This is a genomic window from Winogradskyella litorisediminis (genome assembly GCF_042675765.1).
Lineage (GTDB): Bacteria > Bacteroidota > Bacteroidia > Flavobacteriales > Flavobacteriaceae > Winogradskyella > Winogradskyella litorisediminis.
The window spans coordinates 1,064,512-1,082,291 of the sequence record NZ_JBHTJL010000009.1; the positions used below are offsets into that span (position 1 = coordinate 1,064,512).

Annotated in this window: 11 protein-coding genes; 10 read left to right on the top strand and 1 reads right to left on the bottom strand. The window is 33.5% G+C overall.

The features are described from left to right. Position 1: 1 nt before the first annotated feature. The 5 genes from ACFQ1Q_RS07080 to ACFQ1Q_RS07100 all read left to right on the top strand — a co-directional run bounded on the left by ACFQ1Q_RS07080 (position 2) and on the right by ACFQ1Q_RS07100 (position 9,053). On the top strand, positions 2–940 hold the full coding sequence (locus tag ACFQ1Q_RS07080; RefSeq protein ID WP_386129372.1) for an alpha/beta hydrolase: 939 nt from the start codon (positions 2–4) through the stop codon (positions 938–940). A 48-nt stretch (positions 941–988) separates the two neighbouring features. Next, positions 989–3,409: a TIM-barrel domain-containing protein gene (locus ACFQ1Q_RS07085; RefSeq protein WP_386129374.1), complete on the top strand. Its 2,421-nt coding sequence runs from the start codon at positions 989–991 to the stop codon at positions 3,407–3,409. 13 nt (positions 3,410–3,422) lie between these two features. Continuing rightward, complete coding sequence (locus ACFQ1Q_RS07090; RefSeq protein ID WP_386129376.1) at positions 3,423–4,844, top strand: alpha-amylase family glycosyl hydrolase; 1,422 nt, start codon at positions 3,423–3,425, stop codon at positions 4,842–4,844. A 63-nt stretch (positions 4,845–4,907) separates the two neighbouring features. Next, complete coding sequence (locus tag ACFQ1Q_RS07095; RefSeq protein WP_386129378.1) at positions 4,908–6,575, top strand: alpha-amylase family glycosyl hydrolase; 1,668 nt, start codon at positions 4,908–4,910, stop codon at positions 6,573–6,575. Positions 6,576–6,707: 132 nt separating this feature from the next. Continuing rightward, entirely contained in the window at positions 6,708–9,053 is a 2,346-nt protein-coding gene (locus tag ACFQ1Q_RS07100; RefSeq protein ID WP_386129380.1) for a GAF domain-containing protein, read from the top strand. Here ACFQ1Q_RS07100 and ACFQ1Q_RS07105 read toward each other — a convergent pair. Further along, positions 9,050–10,240 carry a Pycsar system effector family protein gene (locus ACFQ1Q_RS07105; protein WP_386129382.1) on the bottom strand — a complete coding sequence of 397 codons (1,191 nt, stop codon included), beginning with the start codon at positions 10,238–10,240 and terminating at the stop codon, positions 9,050–9,052. The genes ACFQ1Q_RS07100 and ACFQ1Q_RS07105 overlap by 4 nt on opposite strands. A gap of 142 nt (positions 10,241–10,382) precedes the next feature. Here ACFQ1Q_RS07105 and ACFQ1Q_RS07110 point away from each other — a divergent pair, with 142 nt between their 5' ends. The 5 genes from ACFQ1Q_RS07110 to ACFQ1Q_RS07130 are packed head-to-tail and all read left to right on the top strand — an operon-like array spanning position 10,383 to position 17,747. Continuing rightward, complete coding sequence (locus ACFQ1Q_RS07110; RefSeq protein WP_386129384.1) at positions 10,383–10,664, top strand: DUF427 domain-containing protein; 282 nt, start codon at positions 10,383–10,385, stop codon at positions 10,662–10,664. 3 nt (positions 10,665–10,667) lie between these two features. Then, positions 10,668–11,885, top strand: a complete 1,218-nt coding sequence (locus tag ACFQ1Q_RS07115) for a bifunctional alpha/beta hydrolase/OsmC family protein (protein WP_386129386.1) — start codon at positions 10,668–10,670, stop codon at positions 11,883–11,885. Positions 11,886–11,892: 7 nt separating this feature from the next. Beyond that, positions 11,893–13,056 carry an ergothioneine biosynthesis protein EgtB gene (gene egtB / locus ACFQ1Q_RS07120; protein WP_386129388.1) on the top strand — a complete coding sequence of 388 codons (1,164 nt, stop codon included), beginning with the start codon at positions 11,893–11,895 and terminating at the stop codon, positions 13,054–13,056. A 20-nt stretch (positions 13,057–13,076) separates the two neighbouring features. Beyond that, entirely contained in the window at positions 13,077–14,015 is a 939-nt protein-coding gene (locus tag ACFQ1Q_RS07125) for an L-histidine N(alpha)-methyltransferase (protein WP_386129390.1), read from the top strand. Positions 14,016–14,060: 45 nt separating this feature from the next. Further along, entirely contained in the window at positions 14,061–17,747 is a 3,687-nt protein-coding gene (locus ACFQ1Q_RS07130; RefSeq protein WP_386129392.1) for a phosphoesterase, read from the top strand. Positions 17,748–17,780: the final 33 nt, after the last annotated feature.

Consider the following 17,780-nt stretch of genomic DNA (forward strand, 5'->3'; position numbering starts at 1 on the left):
CATGAAATATTTATTAGTTGTTCTAACCATTTTAGGAAGCATAAGCTTGACTGCTCAAGAAAAAGTAGAATTCAAAACACTTGAAAAGGCAGTTCTCGCCAGCGGAACACAATTACGAGTAGATGCATTTCCTTCAGAATATATTACACCAAGACCGGTTGATGTTTGGTTACCAGAAAATTATTCAGATTCTAAAAAATATGTCGTTTTATACATGCACGATGGTCAGAATTTATTTGATGGCACAACCACATGGAACAAACAAGAATGGATGATTGACGAATGGGCAACCTCATTAGTAGCAGAAGGAAAAATCAAAGATTTTATTGTTGTTGGTATTCATAACATTCCAAAAATAAGATGGCAAGATTTGTATCCTGAAAAGGCTTTAACAGAATACATGCCAGATAAGGTCAGAGATTCTTTAATCGCTGAGGCCAAAAAAGTGAATTATAACATTGATCTAAAGGGCGATGACTATCTAAAATTTATGGTTAAAGAATTAAAGCCAATCATTGATAAACAGTTTTCAACCGCAGCAGACAAAGCTAATACGTTTGTTGCTGGCTCAAGTATGGGTGGTTTAATGTCTATGTATGCGGCCATAGAATATCCTGATGTTTTTGGTGGTGCAGCTTGTTTTTCAACGCATTGGCCAGGCGCTATTCCAAGTCCAAATAACCCACACGAAACAGCTATTTTTAAATATATGGAAGACAATCTTGAAAAGTCAGGAACCCAAAAATTTTATTTTGATTATGGAGATAAAACCCTAGACCAATATTATCCAAAATTTGCAAAAAGAGTTGATGCTGTTTTTAAAGCTAAAGGGTATTCGGATTTAGATTATAAAAATCTATTTTTTGAAGGTGCTGACCATTCAGAAAAGTCTTGGAACAAACGTTTAGATACACCATTAATCTTTTTGTTAGGTAAATAATTAAAATTCTATGTCATGTTGAACTAGATTCAGCATTTCATCAATATTATGAAAAAATCATATTTAATTCTCTTAAGTCTAATCTGTTTCCAACTTGGTTTTACTCAAAATCCAAACCGCATTTACCAATCGCACAGCGAAGAAAACGACATCTTTTCTGTAGTGACAAATGATGGCGAATATCAGTTTCTATTCTATTCTGAAGCTATAGTTGAAACTACTTTTATTCCTTTAGGTGAAGACTACAAACCGAAATCTCATGCGGTCAATAATGAATTAAACAGAATTGAAGCCAAGTATAAATATGAGGGAAATGTTATATCATTTTCAACAAATGGTGTTTCCGTTTCAGTCACTACCGAACCATTTCAAATAAAATATTTCTACAACGACAAAGAAATCATTTCTGAAAAACGCGGCTATTATAAAAGTGCTCACCAACCCATGGAAATGGTTAAAGGCAACATTATTGCAGATGAAACTGAAAAAATAGAATTCAATCTCAATTCAGACGAAGTTTTATATGGTGGTGGCGCACGTGCTTTAGGCATGAATCGTCGTGGTAATCGCTTACCATTATTTAACCGTGCACATTATGGTTACGAAACCAGAAGCGAATTGATGAACTTTACGATGCCAATTGTTTTGTCATCAAACAAATACATGATTCATTTTGATAATGCGCCAATCGGTTACTTAGATTTAGATAGCAAAAATGATAACACACTGACTTACGAAACCATCTCAGGCAGAAAAACCTATCAAATCATTTCAGGAAATTCCTGGTACGACATCATAGATAACTATACAGATTTAACAGGAAAACAACCCATGTTACCGCGATGGGCTTTGGGTAATTTTTCAAGCAGATTTGGATATCACTCACAGCATGAAGTTGAAGCAACGATTGCTAAATTTGAAGAAGAAGAAATTCCTGTAGATGCGATAATCCTCGATTTGTATTGGTTCGGTAAAGAAATTCAAGGCACTATGGGAAATCTAGAATTTCTTAAAGATTCGTTTCCAAATCCAAAAAAGATGATAAAAAATCTAAAGGAAAAAAATATAGAAACCATATTAATAACCGAACCTTTTATTTTAACCACATCTAACCGTTGGGATGAAGCTGTTGAAAAAAACATTTTAGCAGATTCTATAGGCAAACCTGCGACTTACGATTTCTATTTTGGAAATACGGGAATTATTGACATTTATAAACCAGAGGGAAAGCAGTGGTTTTCTAATATTTATAAAGATTTAGCAGAACTTGGTGTAACCGGTTTTTGGGGTGATTTGGGTGAGCCTGAAGTGCACCCGCATTGGGTACAACATACAACAGGTTCGGCACAAGAGGTTCATAACATTTATGGCCACGATTGGGCAAAATTGATACAAGAGGCAAGCCTAGATGCCAACCCAAATAAGCGTCCGTTCATTTTAATGCGCGCTGGTTATTCTGGTTCTCAAAAATATGGTATGGTGCCATGGTCTGGCGATGTTAACCGAACTTGGGGCGGACTACAAAGTCAGCCAGAAATCGCCCTACAAATGGGTATGCAAGGTTTAGCATTTATGCATAGTGATTTAGGCGGATTTGCAGGTGCAAATTTAGACGATAATTTGTATGCGCGCTGGCTACAATATGGTGTTTTTCAACCCATTTTTAGACCGCATGCGCAAGAAGATGTACCAAGCGAACCGATTTACAGAAGTGAAAAAGCAAAACGATTAGCATCTTTTGCAATCGAAATGAGATACCGCATGTTACCATATAATTATAATATGATGTACCAAAATCATACGCAAGGAAAACCATTAATGCGCCCATTGTTTTTTGAAGATGATTCCCCAGAATTAAAAACATATTCCGAAACGTATTTATGGGGCGACGATATTTTGGTAGCTCCAATTTTAAAAGATACTGTCGAAACAAAAAGGGTTTATTTTCCTAAAAATTCAAAATGGTTCAATATAGAAACAGATGAGAGTTTTGATGGTGGACAGTATAAAAACATTAAAACGCATCCAGCTTATATTCCAACGTTTGTAAGAGCAGGCGCATTTATTCCGTTGGCAAAAACGATGCAAACAACTAAGGAGTTTGATGCAAAGTATTTACAGCTTCAATATTACCACGATGAAAGTATTTTAAAATCTCAACGTGAGTTTTATTTTGACGACGGCAAAACTTTAAATGCAATTGCTAAAAGAGAATTTGAGATTTTAAAGTTTGAATCCAAATCAAAAGAAAACGAACTTAAATTAAAATTAAATGCTCAAATAGCAGCTAATTATTTTTCAAACACAAAAATAATCGAGCTCACAATTCATAATATAGAAAAAGAACCAAGAAGAGTAAAAGTCGATGGAAAAAAAGTAGATACTTCTTACAATTCAAAAAATAAAACATTGACATTAACTGTTTCATGGAATACTTCCGAAGAAAAAGACATACTTATAAAATTTTAAAATTAATAACCTCATGAAAAAAATCATTTTAATTTTTGCAGTTTTTATAGCTTTTGTTGCTTGTAAAAACGAGAATAAAGAAACCGAAACAGTAACGGTAATACCTGAAGGAAATGTGCTAGCACCAATGTCTAACGACGTTATGGAAACAGCAGTAATATATGAGGCGAACATTCGTCAATATTCTGCAGAAGGTACTTTTACTGAGTTTACAAAAGATATTCCGCAACTAAAACAATTAGGTGTAAAAGTAATTTGGTTGATGCCTGTTTTTCCAATTTCTGAAACTAAAAGAAAAGCTACTGGCGGCGCGGATAGCAAGTTTGCCTCAGAATTTCCTGAAGAAGAACAAGCTAAATATCTGGGGAGCTATTATGCAGTAACAGATTTTACAAAAATTAATCCTGAGTTTGGAACCAAAGACGATTTTAGAACACTTGTTAAAACAGCACACGATAATGGAATTTATGTCATTTTAGATTGGGTACCAAACCACACAGGTTGGGATCACGAGTGGTTAAAAACCAATCCAGAATATTACACACAAAATGATAAAGGTGAAGTCATTCATCCAGAAGGTACTGATTGGACTGATGTAGCAGATTTAAACTACGACAACCAAGAGATGCGTAACGAAATGATTGAGGATATGAGCTATTGGATTACAGAAGAAGGTGTTGATGGTTTTCGCTGCGATGTTGCAGGTTCTGTACCATTAGATTTCTGGCAGCAGGCTGTACCTGCATTGCGTGCTCAAAAAGATATTTTTATGTTGGCTGAAGCTTGGGAGCCGGAGTTATTAAAGGGCGATTTGTTTGATATGGCATACGCGTGGGACGGACATCACTTAATGAATGCTTTAGCAAAAGGTGAAAAATCTTTAGAAGATTATAACGCATATTTAGAAAAGATTTCAAAAGACTACGAAGCTGATGATATTCTTATGAATTTTGTTACCAATCATGATGAAAACTCTTGGAATGGCACCATAAAAGAACGTATGGGAGATGCTGCCGAATTAATGACAGCCTTAACTTTTACAATGAAAGGTATGCCTTTAATTTACTCAGGACAAGAATATGATTTATCACACCGTTTAAAGTTTTTTGAGAAAGATTCTATTTCGCATAATAAAGGTAGAACCTTTGAAATTCTCGAGAAGTTAGGAAAGCTGAAAAATACAAACCCTGCATTAAATGGTGGTAAAAATCCAGCATCTTACACACCATTAGAATCTGAAAAAGACATTTTAATGTTTGAGCGTTCAAAAGATGGAAATACCATTTTATTTGTTGGTAATTTTTCAGAGGAAAGTAATAAGGTTCTAATCCCAAACGGCACTTATATAGATTACTTGGCAGACAAAAAAAATGAAGCGAACGATGATGCTGTTTCCATACAAGCCTGGGATTTTAAAATTTTAATTAAGCAGTAGCTTTAATTTTTCAACATTATTTCACCCTCGAGCGACAGCTGAGAAGACTTTTTAATAAATCCAATGAAAAAAATCACTCTAATCTTTATTATTTCTCTTTCCATATTTAGTTGTAAAAACGAAAGTAATACAATTAAAAATGATAAGGCAGAAATTAAAATCCCCGATACTATTTTTCCTTGGGAAGCTGCAAACGTCTATTTTTTATTAACAGACCGTTTTAAAAATGCTGATAAAACAAATGACTTAATGTATGGCAGACAAGATGATGCTGCCGTGCTAAGGGGTTTTAAAGGAGGCGATTTAAAAGGTCTTACTCAAAAAATCAACGAAGGTTATTTTTTAGATTTAGGGATTAATGCCATTTGGATGACGCCAGTTGTAGAGCAAATCCACGGCAGTACAGACGAAGGCACAGGTAAAAGTTATGGATTTCATGGGTATTGGACAAAAGATTGGACAGCAATTGATGCTAATTTAGGAACGCGAGAAGATTTAAAAAATTTAGTTGATGCAGCACACGAAAAAGGCATTCGTGTATTATTAGATGCGGTTATTAATCACACAGGTCCAGTCACAGAAAAAGACCCAGTTTGGCCAAGCGATTGGGTTCGAACAGAACCACAATGCCAATACACTAATTACGAAAACACCATAACTTGCACCTTGGTAAAAAATCTTCCAGATATTAAGACTGAAAGCAATCAAAACGTAGAATTACCAGCGCAATTAGTAAACAAATGGAAAGCTGAAGGCAGATACGAAGAAGAGGTCAAGGAACTAGACGAATTCTTTAAGCGTACTGGTCATCCAAGAGCGCCGCGTTTCTATATCATGAAATGGTTGACAGATTACATCACCGATTTTGGAATCGACGGTTACCGTGTAGATACAGTGAAACATACCGAAGAATTTGTATGGCAAGAATTCAGAAAAGAGTGTGATTATGCTTTTTCTAAATTTAAGAAAAATAGCCCAGAAAAAGCTTTAGACCAAACACCATTTTATTTAGTTGGTGAGGTTTACAACTATTCCATTTCTCAAGGAAAAGACTTCAATATGGGAGACAAAACAGTTAACTATTTTGATAAAGCTTTTGATGCACTTATAAATTTTGAATTAAAATGGAATGTAAAGCAAATTGAAGAAAAAGAGGTGTTTAGAAAATATGATTCTATTTTAAATAATAACCTTAAAGGTTATTCTGTGATGAATTACATGTCCTCGCATGATGATGGTCAGCCTTTTGATAAAAATAGAGAGCAATCTTATAAAACAGCAACCATGTTATTTTTAACACAAGGCGCATCGCAGGTATATTATGGAGATGAAATTGCTAGAGAATTACAAATTGAAGGTGCTGTAGGAGATGCAAATTTGCGCTCAATGATGAATTGGAATAAAGCGGAAAATAATCCTGAAACCAAAGCTTTATTGAAACATTGGCAAAAATTGGGACAGTTTAGGAATAATCATCCAGCGGTTGGAGCAGGTAATCATAATGAGATTTCTGTAGAAAACGGTTTGGTATTTTCAAGAGTTAAGGATGATGACAAAATTATTGCCGGTATCAACTTACCTAAAGGCCAAAAAACTATAGATGTTTCTTCAGTTTTTAAAAATATAGAAACGCTTCATGACGCATACTCAGGCCTTACTGTTAAGGTAAAAGATGGAAAGGTAAATATAGATTCTAATTTTGATATAGTACTTTTGCAAGAAATCAACTAAGCACTTAGTTTTCAGAAAACTAAAGCTGTAATTTATCCAAAAAAAATACGACCAACAGTATTATTGCTATCTTTGCACTAATTAAATACGAATATTTTGGATATTAACGCAAATATAGAATCACCATTTGTTATGAAAGTAAGCTTTGATAAGCTACTTTGTAAGTATGAAGAATTGATTCATGATGATAATGATTTTATTGCATCAAATGCCAAACGTGTTTTAAAAATTGCCAATAACAATCCTGTTTTAAGAGGCGGTTTTTCAGAGACAAAAATTTTTAAGGAATACGAAAAAGAAATCTCTGGAATTCTTCAGGATGCTTTTAATCCCATACTTTCAAGTAATGAGATAAAGACCGCTTCAATCCCTTTTCATAATCTTATTTTTAATAAGTCAGAGCGTTTTAAATCCATAATAAAAAATGCTGGTAATAATTTTGAGCCTGAGCTTTTAAACATGCCAGAATCGCAGCGTTATATCATAGCTTGCAATATAATTTTAAACTTTTGTTACGGGTATGATATCAATTTTAAACGTCCGTTTCTTTACGAAATACCAGATGAAAATGGTGTTACACGCTACTATAAGATATTATATAATGCTGATTTTGTTGAAGTAAAACCAAAGCCTTCAGCACCAAAAATTACACAGAAAGATTATAACGAGCTTTTAGATAATTTTGAAAATATTGAGATGTGGAAAGAAAAATTTCCACCAAACAGCTATGAGTTTAACGGGTTTGTAATTTCTAATATTTTTGATGTTACTGATGACCAATCGATTTCAAACATAAAATCGACATTAATTGGTTCAGAAAAAAGAAAAAACAAAAGTTTTGTTAAGGATTTTAGAGACGTTTTTCAATCTTTATTTGGTATAAAAGACATCGAAGTTGGTTTTTCACTTTACAATCCAATGGATGATAAATTTGAGCGTATTTATGGTGCCGGAATGAACAGCTATCTTCTTAATGATTTTGATACGGCACAATGTTCTGACACGCTTTGCGAATGGTCATACCATAAGCTTTTGATTGAAAAAGATATTTTTTCAATTTCAGACATTGATTCTGCCTATAAAATTTCGGAAGGAAAAAACGTACCTCACATATCAGTTTTACATAAACAAGGTATAAAGAGTGCAATTTTTGCACCAATTGCAAACGAAACTGGCTTGATGGGTGTTTTAGAGATTGTGTCTAAAAATCCGCAAGAGCTTAACAGTATCAATGCCAACAAATTGGTAGATGTGATGCCGTTTATTGTATCTGCTGTAGAACGCTCAAAAGAGGAAGAAGCTAATAAAATACAAGCTGTGATTCAGCAAGAGTGTACTTCTATTCATCCAAGTGTACATTGGCGTTTTGTTCAAGAAGCAAAAAGTTTTATAAATCAACAATTGCAAGGCGAAGAGCCTTCGTTTAAAAAAATTGCTTTTGATAACGTATATCCGCTTTACGGGCAAATTGATGTAAAAGGGTCATCCGAAGCCCGAAACTTTGCTACTAAAATGGATTTAGAAATTCAGCTTAATCAAATAAAAAGTGTAATCAAAAGAGCTTCAGAGTTAGATAATTTACCGATATATCAGCAGTTTGTGTTCCAAATTGAGAAGTATTTAACGGAAGTTAAAAACAATTTCCAGGTTGATACAGAGCAAAAAGTAACTTCGTTTATAGATGAAGATATTGACCCTGTGTTGAAGCATTTAAAAACAGATTCTAAATTAAATTCAGAAATTGAATTGTATTTCAATTCAATCGATAACCAAACAGGAGCTGTTTATATTCATAGAAAAAAGTACGATGATACAATTGCTTTAGTCAACAGAGAAATGGCTGCTTTTTTAGACTCCAAACAAGCGGATGCACAAAAGATGTATCCTCATTATTATGAGCGTTACAAAACAGATGGCGTTGAGCATAACATGTATATTGGTGAGGCGATTACTAAAGAAGATAGTTTTAATCCTGTTTATTTATACAATTTGCGTTTGTGGCAAATGCAAGTTATGATTGAAATGGAAAACGCCTATTACCAAATGCAAAGTAACTCTAAATTTCCTATGAAATTAGATGTAGCTTCTATGATTTTGGTATTTAGTCAGCCGCTATCTATTAGTTTTAGAATGGATGAAAAACATTTTGATGTAGATGGCACTTACAATGCACGTTATGAAATTGTAAAAAAACGAGTAGACAAAGCGTTTATTAAAGGAACCGAGGAACGTATTACACAAAAAGGAAAAATTACTGTTGTTTATTCTCAGAAAGAAGATGAGCAAGAATATTTACGCTATGTTAGATTTCTTCAAGACAAGAAATATCTTGACACAGATGTTGAAATTTTAGAACTTGAAGATTTACAAGCCGTAACAGGCTTAAAGGCTATTCGTGTGAGTGTGCTTTATCACAAATCTGAAGACGATAAAGACTACTATACTTACGAAGATTTAATGCAAGAAATTAATGCTTAATTAGCAATTGCAAACGACACAGCAAACGACACAACACTCACAACAAGTCCTACAATAAAAACCATGTAAGTGGTTCTCAATAAATTGTATTTTCGGTTTAAGACTAATCCTAAAAAGTAAAGGTCTTTTTTAAGAGATCCGTATAAGTAATCGCGGTCTTGCATCATTTCTTCCATTGCCCATTCAAATTCGTCAAGTTTCATTTGATGAAAATTACCAAAAAAGAGAAGGTTTACCTTTTTATTCGCTACATCTTCTTTAGAAAATTTTCCTTTGGTAACGTTAGGTCTGGTTGCCATAACCGATAGAATAATAGAGGCTACGGTGGTTGCCATGAAAATTAACGTTGGTAATATTAAATAACCATTAGACGGATTATCTAGTTTTGGTAATAAATTAGACAATGCTACAGAAATAATAATTGCATTAACAGATAATAATATATTTGCTTTTGTGTCGGCAATATCACTCAATGTTATATGATTTTTAAGCGCCACACGAAACATTGTTTCAATACCTCTATCAGGAAGATTTAATTTCTCTTTTTTAAATTTTAATTCTGCTTTTTTGTGACCAAGCTTATCGTTTTCTTCAGCAAATTTTGATAATTGTTTAAGTAATTTTGCTAAGTTTTTACCTTTACGTTCTTGCCATTTACTCCCAGCAATTGGAGAGTAAAATGAATGTTTTGCTAAAAAATTGATATTCTCTGTAAGCCATTCAGTCGTTGAAACTTTTTTGTCTAAAGTTAATTCCCATTCCTTTTTTAAAAGAGCAGCATAATCATCATAGTTTTTACTGGCAATGTGTGCAGAATCGGCATCTCTTATAAGTCCTTCAAGAATATTTTTAGGGGCGTGTATCATCTTAGTTGCTAAGATTATTGCTTCTATTTTTTCTAATTGTTCATTAGATACATCTTTGTCTTTTAAAAAGTCAAACGCAATTTTTACACTTTCTTCTTCATGACCTTTTATTTTTTTTGTAAAACCAGTATCATGAAACCAAGCGGCAATAATAAGAAGAGATTTTTCTTGGTCGGTAACATTACTTTCGTTAGCTAAATCTTCTACATTTTTTGCAACTCGTTGTGTATGCGCCAGATTATGATAGACAAATTTTGGGTCTAGATTAGCGTTCAAGTATTGTGTTACAAAATCTTCTGATTGCTTAATTAATGTTTCCATAAAAAATTATATAATGACGAATTTAAGAATTATTTATGAGCCATAATTAGAGTTATAAACTAACTTGTAGAAAAACTGATTTTTAAGAAAGCAATTAGAGATAATTGCGACTTAGATATAACAGTAACCAACCAAAATTATTATGAAAGCTATATGGAATAATACGGTAATTGCAGAAAGTGATAATACCGTAGTTATAGAACGAAATCATTACTTTCCTCATGAAAGTATTAAAAAAGAATACTTTAAACCTAGCGAAACCCATACAGTTTGCCCATGGAAAGGGACTGCGTCTTACTACACAATTTCTATTGATGGAAAAGAAAACACTGATGCTGCTTGGTATTATCCTGAAGTTTCAGAACTAGCAAAAGGAATTAAAAATAAAGTCGCTTTTTGGAAAGGTGTAGAAATTGTTGATTAGGTTATGAATTCTACAAAGCTTAAAATTACAAATAGAAAAGGACTTGTTCTTAATGCTCATTTAGAGCTTCCTGCTAACCAAAAACCACAACACTATGCTATTTTTGCCCACTGTTTTACTTGTAGTAGTAGTTTAATAGCAGTGCGTCATATTAGCAGAACACTCACTGAAGATGGTTTTGGAGTTTTAAGATTTGATTTTACAGGATTAGGAAGAAGTGAAGGCGAATTTGCTGATAGTCATTTTTCAGCAAATATTGAAGATTTATTAGACGTTCACAGTTATATGTCAGAGAATTTTGAAGCACCAAGTTTATTGGTTGGTCATTCTCTTGGTGGTGCTGCAGTTTTGGTTGCAGCATCAAAATTAGACACCGTAAAAGCTGTAGCTACATTAGGAGCGCCGGCTTCTGTGTCTCATGTAAAACATCTTTTTTCTCATGGAATAGACGAGGTGAAAGCAAAAGGAGAAGTCGAAATAAATATTGGAGGACGACCATTTAAAATAAATCAAGAATTTGTAAATGCTTTTGATGATACAGATTTGCCTTCTATCGTAAAAAGATTGCGCAAACCTTTATTGGTAATGCATGCGCCATTTGACAGCATTGTAGGAATAGAAAATGCCAAAACTATTTACGAAAGTGCTATGCACCCCAAAAGTTTTGTGTCTTTGGATGATGCAGACCATCTGTTAACAAAAGAAAAAGATAGCAGATATGCCGGTGATGTTATTGGTACTTGGGCAAAACGTTATTTTCCTCAACAAGAGAATGAAATTTTAGACACTGATGGCGAGCAATTAGTTGGTCACCTTAATATTCTCGAAGATAATTTTACAACAACCATACAAACCAAAAATCACACTTTTATTGCAGATGAACCTGCAAGTATTGGCGGAAAAGATTATGGTCCTTCACCTTACGAGTTTTTAAATGCTTCTCTTGCAGCTTGTACTGCAATGACTTTAAAGATGTATGCAGAACGAAAAAAATTGGATTTACAAGAAGTTTTTGTTTACATTTCATACTCTCGCAAGCATGCAGAAGATATGGTGCCGACTTCAAATACGTCAAAATATCTTCATCATATCGATAAGAAGTTAAAATTTGTTGGTAACTTAGACACAAAACAAAAAGAAAGGTTAAAGGAAATAGCTTCGCGTTGCCCGGTTCATAGAACTTTGGAAAGTGGCGTTGTTTTTAAGACCGATATTATTTAAAGTAGCTTTGAAAATTCTTACCAGTAAACCTTCAATAAAAAATAGATTTTTAGAAATAAGAAATAAGACTGAAGAAATTTGTTCTTCATTAGAAGTTGACGATTTCTCAGTGCAACCTGTTGCATTTGTTTCGCCACCAAAATGGCATTTAGGTCATACGACTTGGTTTTTTGAACAATTTGTGCTTTCAGAATATAAAGAAAACTACGAGTGTTTTAGCGAAGATTTTTCGTATTATTTTAATAGTTACTACAATAATGTAGGAGAACGAATACTACGGATGAATCGTGGGAATATGACAAGACCAACGATAAAAGATGTCTTTAATTACAGAGCTTACGTCAATAATCAACTATCAGATTTTTTAAAAGAAGAACAATCAAAAAACGTACTAGAAGTCTTAGAGATAGGCTTGCAACACGAGCAACAACATCAAGAGCTTTTAATATATGATATAAAGTATATTTTTGGGCATCAACCTGCATTTCCTGCTCTTAAAACCGATATAAATCTTAAACCTGAATCTGAAGAGGGATTTGTTTCCATATCTGAGGGCGTTTATAAAATAGGTCATTCTAGTAATAAATTTTGTTTTGATAATGAGTTGGGCGTTCATAAAACCTATTTGCACAATTGCAAAATTTCAAAGTCATTAGTCACAAACGGTGAATATTTACAATTTATCGAAGATGGTGGTTATCAAAACTTTAACCTGTGGCATGCCGACGGTTGGGATTGGCTTCAAGTCAATAATGTTAAAGCGCCATTGTATTGGCATAAAACATCAAGTGGTTACAAACAATACACGCTCAATGGACTTAAAAGCTTAGATAAAAATTTACCTGTAAGTCATATTAGTTTTTACGAAGCCTGGGCATTTGCCGAGTGGAAAGACATGCGCTTACCTACAGAATTTGAGTGGGAAGTTGCCTCAAAACATCTTAAGTACGGTCAACTTTGGGAGTGGACAAATAGTGCTTATTTACCTTATCCAAAATTTAAAAAAGCTGATGGTGCTATTGGTGAGTACAATGGTAAATTTATGATTAATACCATGGTAATGCGAGGTGCATCTATAGCAACGCCGACAAATCATAGTAGACCAACATATCGTAATTTCTTTTCACCAGACACTAAGTGGCAATTTTCAGGAATTAGACTAGCCAAATAATTAATTTTCAAGATTAAAAAATGACCAATTCGTTTGCACAAGATGTGCTCGCAGGATTAACTGCAACAGAAAAATACCTTTCATCAAAATACTTTTACGACGATAATGGCAGCCGCATTTTTCAAGAAATAATGAATATGCCAGAGTATTATCTTACGGATGCAGAGTTCGAGATTTTATCTATGCAGTCCAAACAAATACATGAAGCGTTACAATTTTCTGAACCTTTTAATATCATAGAATTAGGTGCTGGAGATGGATTTAAAACCTTTAAATTACTAGAATATTTAGTCAATAAAAATATCGATTTTAAATATGTGCCTATTGACATTTCTCAAGAGGCTATGGATATACTTACAGAAAGCTTGAGAGAGCGTTTACCAACATTAAACGTAAAACCACAAGTAGGCGATTATTTTGAAATTTTAAAAGTTAATCGCGAAAGTAATTTTCCTAGTTTATTACTTTTTTTAGGCTCAAATATTGGTAACTATTCGCCTCAAAAAGCCACGGAATTATTGACTCTATTCAATAAAAACATGAAAAACGGCGATAAACTTTTAATTGGAGTTGATTTAAAAAAGAATCCAATAACAATCCATAATGCGTATTACGATTCTCATGGCATTACAAAACGATTTAACTTAAACTTACTTTTAAGAATTAATCGCGAATTAGATGCTGATTTTAAAATTGATGACTTTGATTTTTACAGCAATTATAATCCAGACAATGGAGAAGTAAAAAGTTATATCGTAAGTTTAAGGAATCAAACTGTAAACCTAAAAAAAATAAACAAAACAATAATTTTTGGTTATAATGAATTGATTTGGACAGAGCTTTCAAAAAAATACGATGTCAAAGAAATAAATACACTTGCTAAAAGTTCTAGTTTTAAAGTTCAAAATAATTTCATGGATTGTAAGCACTACTTTACCGACAGCTTGTGGGTTAAATAACACATTTTCATTATATTCAAGCGCTATTAATAAATTCGAATTTTAATGAAAAATTTTTACTGGCTTGCTCGTTTACTTTTAGTTATATTTTTGTTTACAGGCTGTGCAACCCTTCAGTTGCAGAAAGAAGCTTCAACAGAGATTCAATTTCCAAATAAACCAATAAACCATTCGTTCTATCTAATTGGCGGCGCAAGTACATCAAATGATTCAGATAATAATACTGTTCTTTCTGATTTTGGGGAAATGCTCAAATCAGCTTCGACCAACAGTACTGTAATTTTTCTAGGTGATAATGTGTCTTTAGATAGTCATAAAAAAGCTTCAAAATCTTTATTAGAACAAAGTCTAAAATCACAGACAGACATCCTAAAAGAGTTTAATGGAGATATTGTATTTACAACAGGTAAATACGATTGGCGAGATGGACTAGGAACGCTTAAAAAACAAGAGAAAATTATTGAAAAAGCTCTCGGTAAAAACACCTTTTTACCAGAGAATGGTTGCCCAATTGAAAAGATTAATATTTCTGAAGATATTGTTTTAATCATCGTTAATTCCACTTGGTATATTACAAATTGGGACAAACACCCAACCATTAATGACGATTGTGATATTAAAACTAGAGCAGACTTTGTTAATGAATTTGCTAGCGAGGTAAAAAAAGCTAGAGGAAAAACAACACTTATTGCAATGCATCACCCTATTATGAATAACGGTGAGCATTCTGGAGAATACTCTTTTAAAAGCCACTTAAAACCTTTGCCAATCATCGGTACAATTAAAAATGTGGTTAAAAAAACTGGCGGTGTCTCTAACGGAGATTTTCAAAATAAAATGTATAATGAACTTCGTGGTCGCGTGGTCAGTTTAGCCAAACAAAATGATAAAGCCATTTTTGTTTCTGGTCATGAAAAAAATCTTCAATTTCTAAAAGGTGGAGGTTTGTCTCAAATTATTAGTGGAGCTGGTTCTGAGGTTTCTGCCGTAAGATTAACAGGTAATAGTCAATTTGGTTATGGTGCTAATGGTTATGCAAGACTTGATGTTTTTAATGATGGCTCATCGCACGTACGTTTTTATGAGGTTGGTAATAAAGTCCCAGTATATCAAACCAAAGTTTTAAAGCCAGATGTTGACCCAAATGCGGATAAATATCCAGATACATTTCCAAATGAAGTTTCTGCATCAATTTATTCAGAAGATGAAGTAGACGTTTCTGGCTTTCATAAATTTTTATGGGGAAACAGATACAGAAAACAATACGGAACAAAAGTAACAGTACCAACAGTAGATTTAGATACTTTATTTGGAGGTTTAAAACCAGTAAGAAAAGGAGGCGGAAATCAGTCCAAATCGCTTAGGTTAGAAGACAAATCTGGCCGACAATACGTTATGCGTGCTTTAAGAAAGCAACCTGCGCAATATTTGCAAGCTATCATGTTTAAAGACAAATACATTGGTGATAGATTAGACGATAGTTTTGCTTCAGATTTATTATTAGATGTATTTACAGGAGCTCATCCGTATGCACCATTTGTGGTAGGAGATTTAGCAGATGCTATAGGTGTATATCATACAAATCCTGTTTTGTATTATGTGCCAAAACAAAAAGCTATTGAAGGTTATAATGATGATTTTGGCAATGAATTGTATATGATTGAAGAACACACATCAGAAGGACATGATGATCAAGCAAGTTTTGGATATCAAAATGAGCTAATTAGTACACCAGATGTGATGGAGAAAATACATAAAGATGAAGATATAGTTATCGACGAAGCAGCTTACATCAAAGCAAGATTGTTTGATATGCTTATAGGTGATTGGGATAGACATTATGACCAATGGCGTTGGATTGAGTTTAAAGAAAATGGTAAAAAAGTATATCGTCCAATGCCAAGAGACAGAGACCAAGCATTCTCAAAAATGAGCGATGGATTTTTACTTTCTACAGCAGTTAAATTAATGCCAGCAGCAGGTTTGTTAAGAGAGTACAGCGAAGATTTAAAACATGTAAGAGAAATAAATGTAGAACCATATCCTTTAGATATGGAATTGATTCAGCATTCTGGTAAAAATGTTTGGGATGCGCAAGTAGCATTAATTCAAAAAAACATGACAGACGAAGTTATTGATAACGCTTTTGCAAATAATATTCCTTCCGAAATAAAGGATAATGATATCGAAGAAATAAAGCGCTTAATGAAAGCTCGCCGAGGAAATCTTCAAAAAATAGCAAATAGATATTTTGATGTTGTCAATAAATTTGCAGTAGTTAAGAGCACAAATAAAGACGATTGGTTTGATGTTGTTCGTATGCCCAATGGCGAAACTAAAGTCACTGCTTACAGAATTAAAGATGGAAAAAAGACAGATATCTTCCACGAACGCGTTTATAACCGAGAAGAAACAAAAGAAATTTGGATTTACGCTCTAGACGATGACGATGTTTTTGATGTTTCTGGAGAAGGCAATAACATGATAATGGTGCGTTTAATTGGAGGCCAAAACAACGATACGTATGACATTAAAAACGGAAAGAAACTTAAGTTTTACGATTATAAATCTAAAAAAAATACAGTTGTAACAAACAAAGGAGCAAAGAAGTTTACAGATGATTATGAGACAAATGTTTATAATTATAAAAAGCTAAAAAACCATACAAAACAAATTCTTCCAACAATAGGAGCTAACCCTGACGATGGTTTTAAAATAGGTGCTGCAGCTACATTTACAAATTTTAATTTCGAAAGAAATCCATTTTCTTCACGGCATACTGTCTCTGCAGCCTACTTTTTTGCAACTAGTGGTTTTGAGTTAGGATATACGGGAGAATTAGCCAATGTTGTTGGTAAATCTAACTTAAAAATTGATGCTAACTTTACGAGTCCAAATTTTGCACGAAACTTTTTTGGCTTTGGTAATAGTACACCAAATTTAGAACCAGATAACAGTAGCATAGATTTAGATTTTAACCGTGTAAAAATTAGAACATTTAGTATTGCGCCTTCATTAGTATGGAAAACACAATACGGTTCTATGTTTGAAGTTGGAGTAGGTTTTGAGTCTAATGAAGTTGAGAGAACCACAGGACGTTTTTTGCAGACAATTATTCCTGCAACGGATAATGTTTTTGCTCAACAAGATTTTATAGGTGCGCATGCCAAATATGAATATGAGGTTAAGGATAGTAATGTATTTCCGACTTTGGGATTGGAGGCAGGACTAGAGGTTGGATATAAAAATAATTTAAGCACTTCTGATGGATTCGGATTTATTATTCCAGAACTAGCAATAGACTACAAACTAAATTCTAGCGGGAGACTTGTTTTAGCCTCTAAAATAAGAAGTCATATAAATCTTGGAGATGATTTTGAATTTTACCAAGCCGCAACACTTGGGGATTCTGAAGGCTTAAGAGGTTTTAGAAGAGAGCGTTTTGCTGGTAAGCAATCCTTTGTACAAAGTACAGACTTACGTTTTAACTTAAAAAAGCAAGGTTCTAGTTTCTTACCTTTTAATATGGGCTTTTACGGAGGTTTTGATTATGGTCGAGTTTGGATTGATGACAGTCGAGTAATTGCGCCAGTATTTAATGAAGACAAATGGAATACATCTATCGGTGGTGGTATTTTTGTAAGTGCCTATAGCATGTTTACAGCTAATGTTTCTGCATTTAGCAGTGACGATGGTGTACGTTTAGCCTTTAGGCTCGGTTTTGGATTTTAAATAAAACAAATTATTAATACTTAAAAGTCAGCT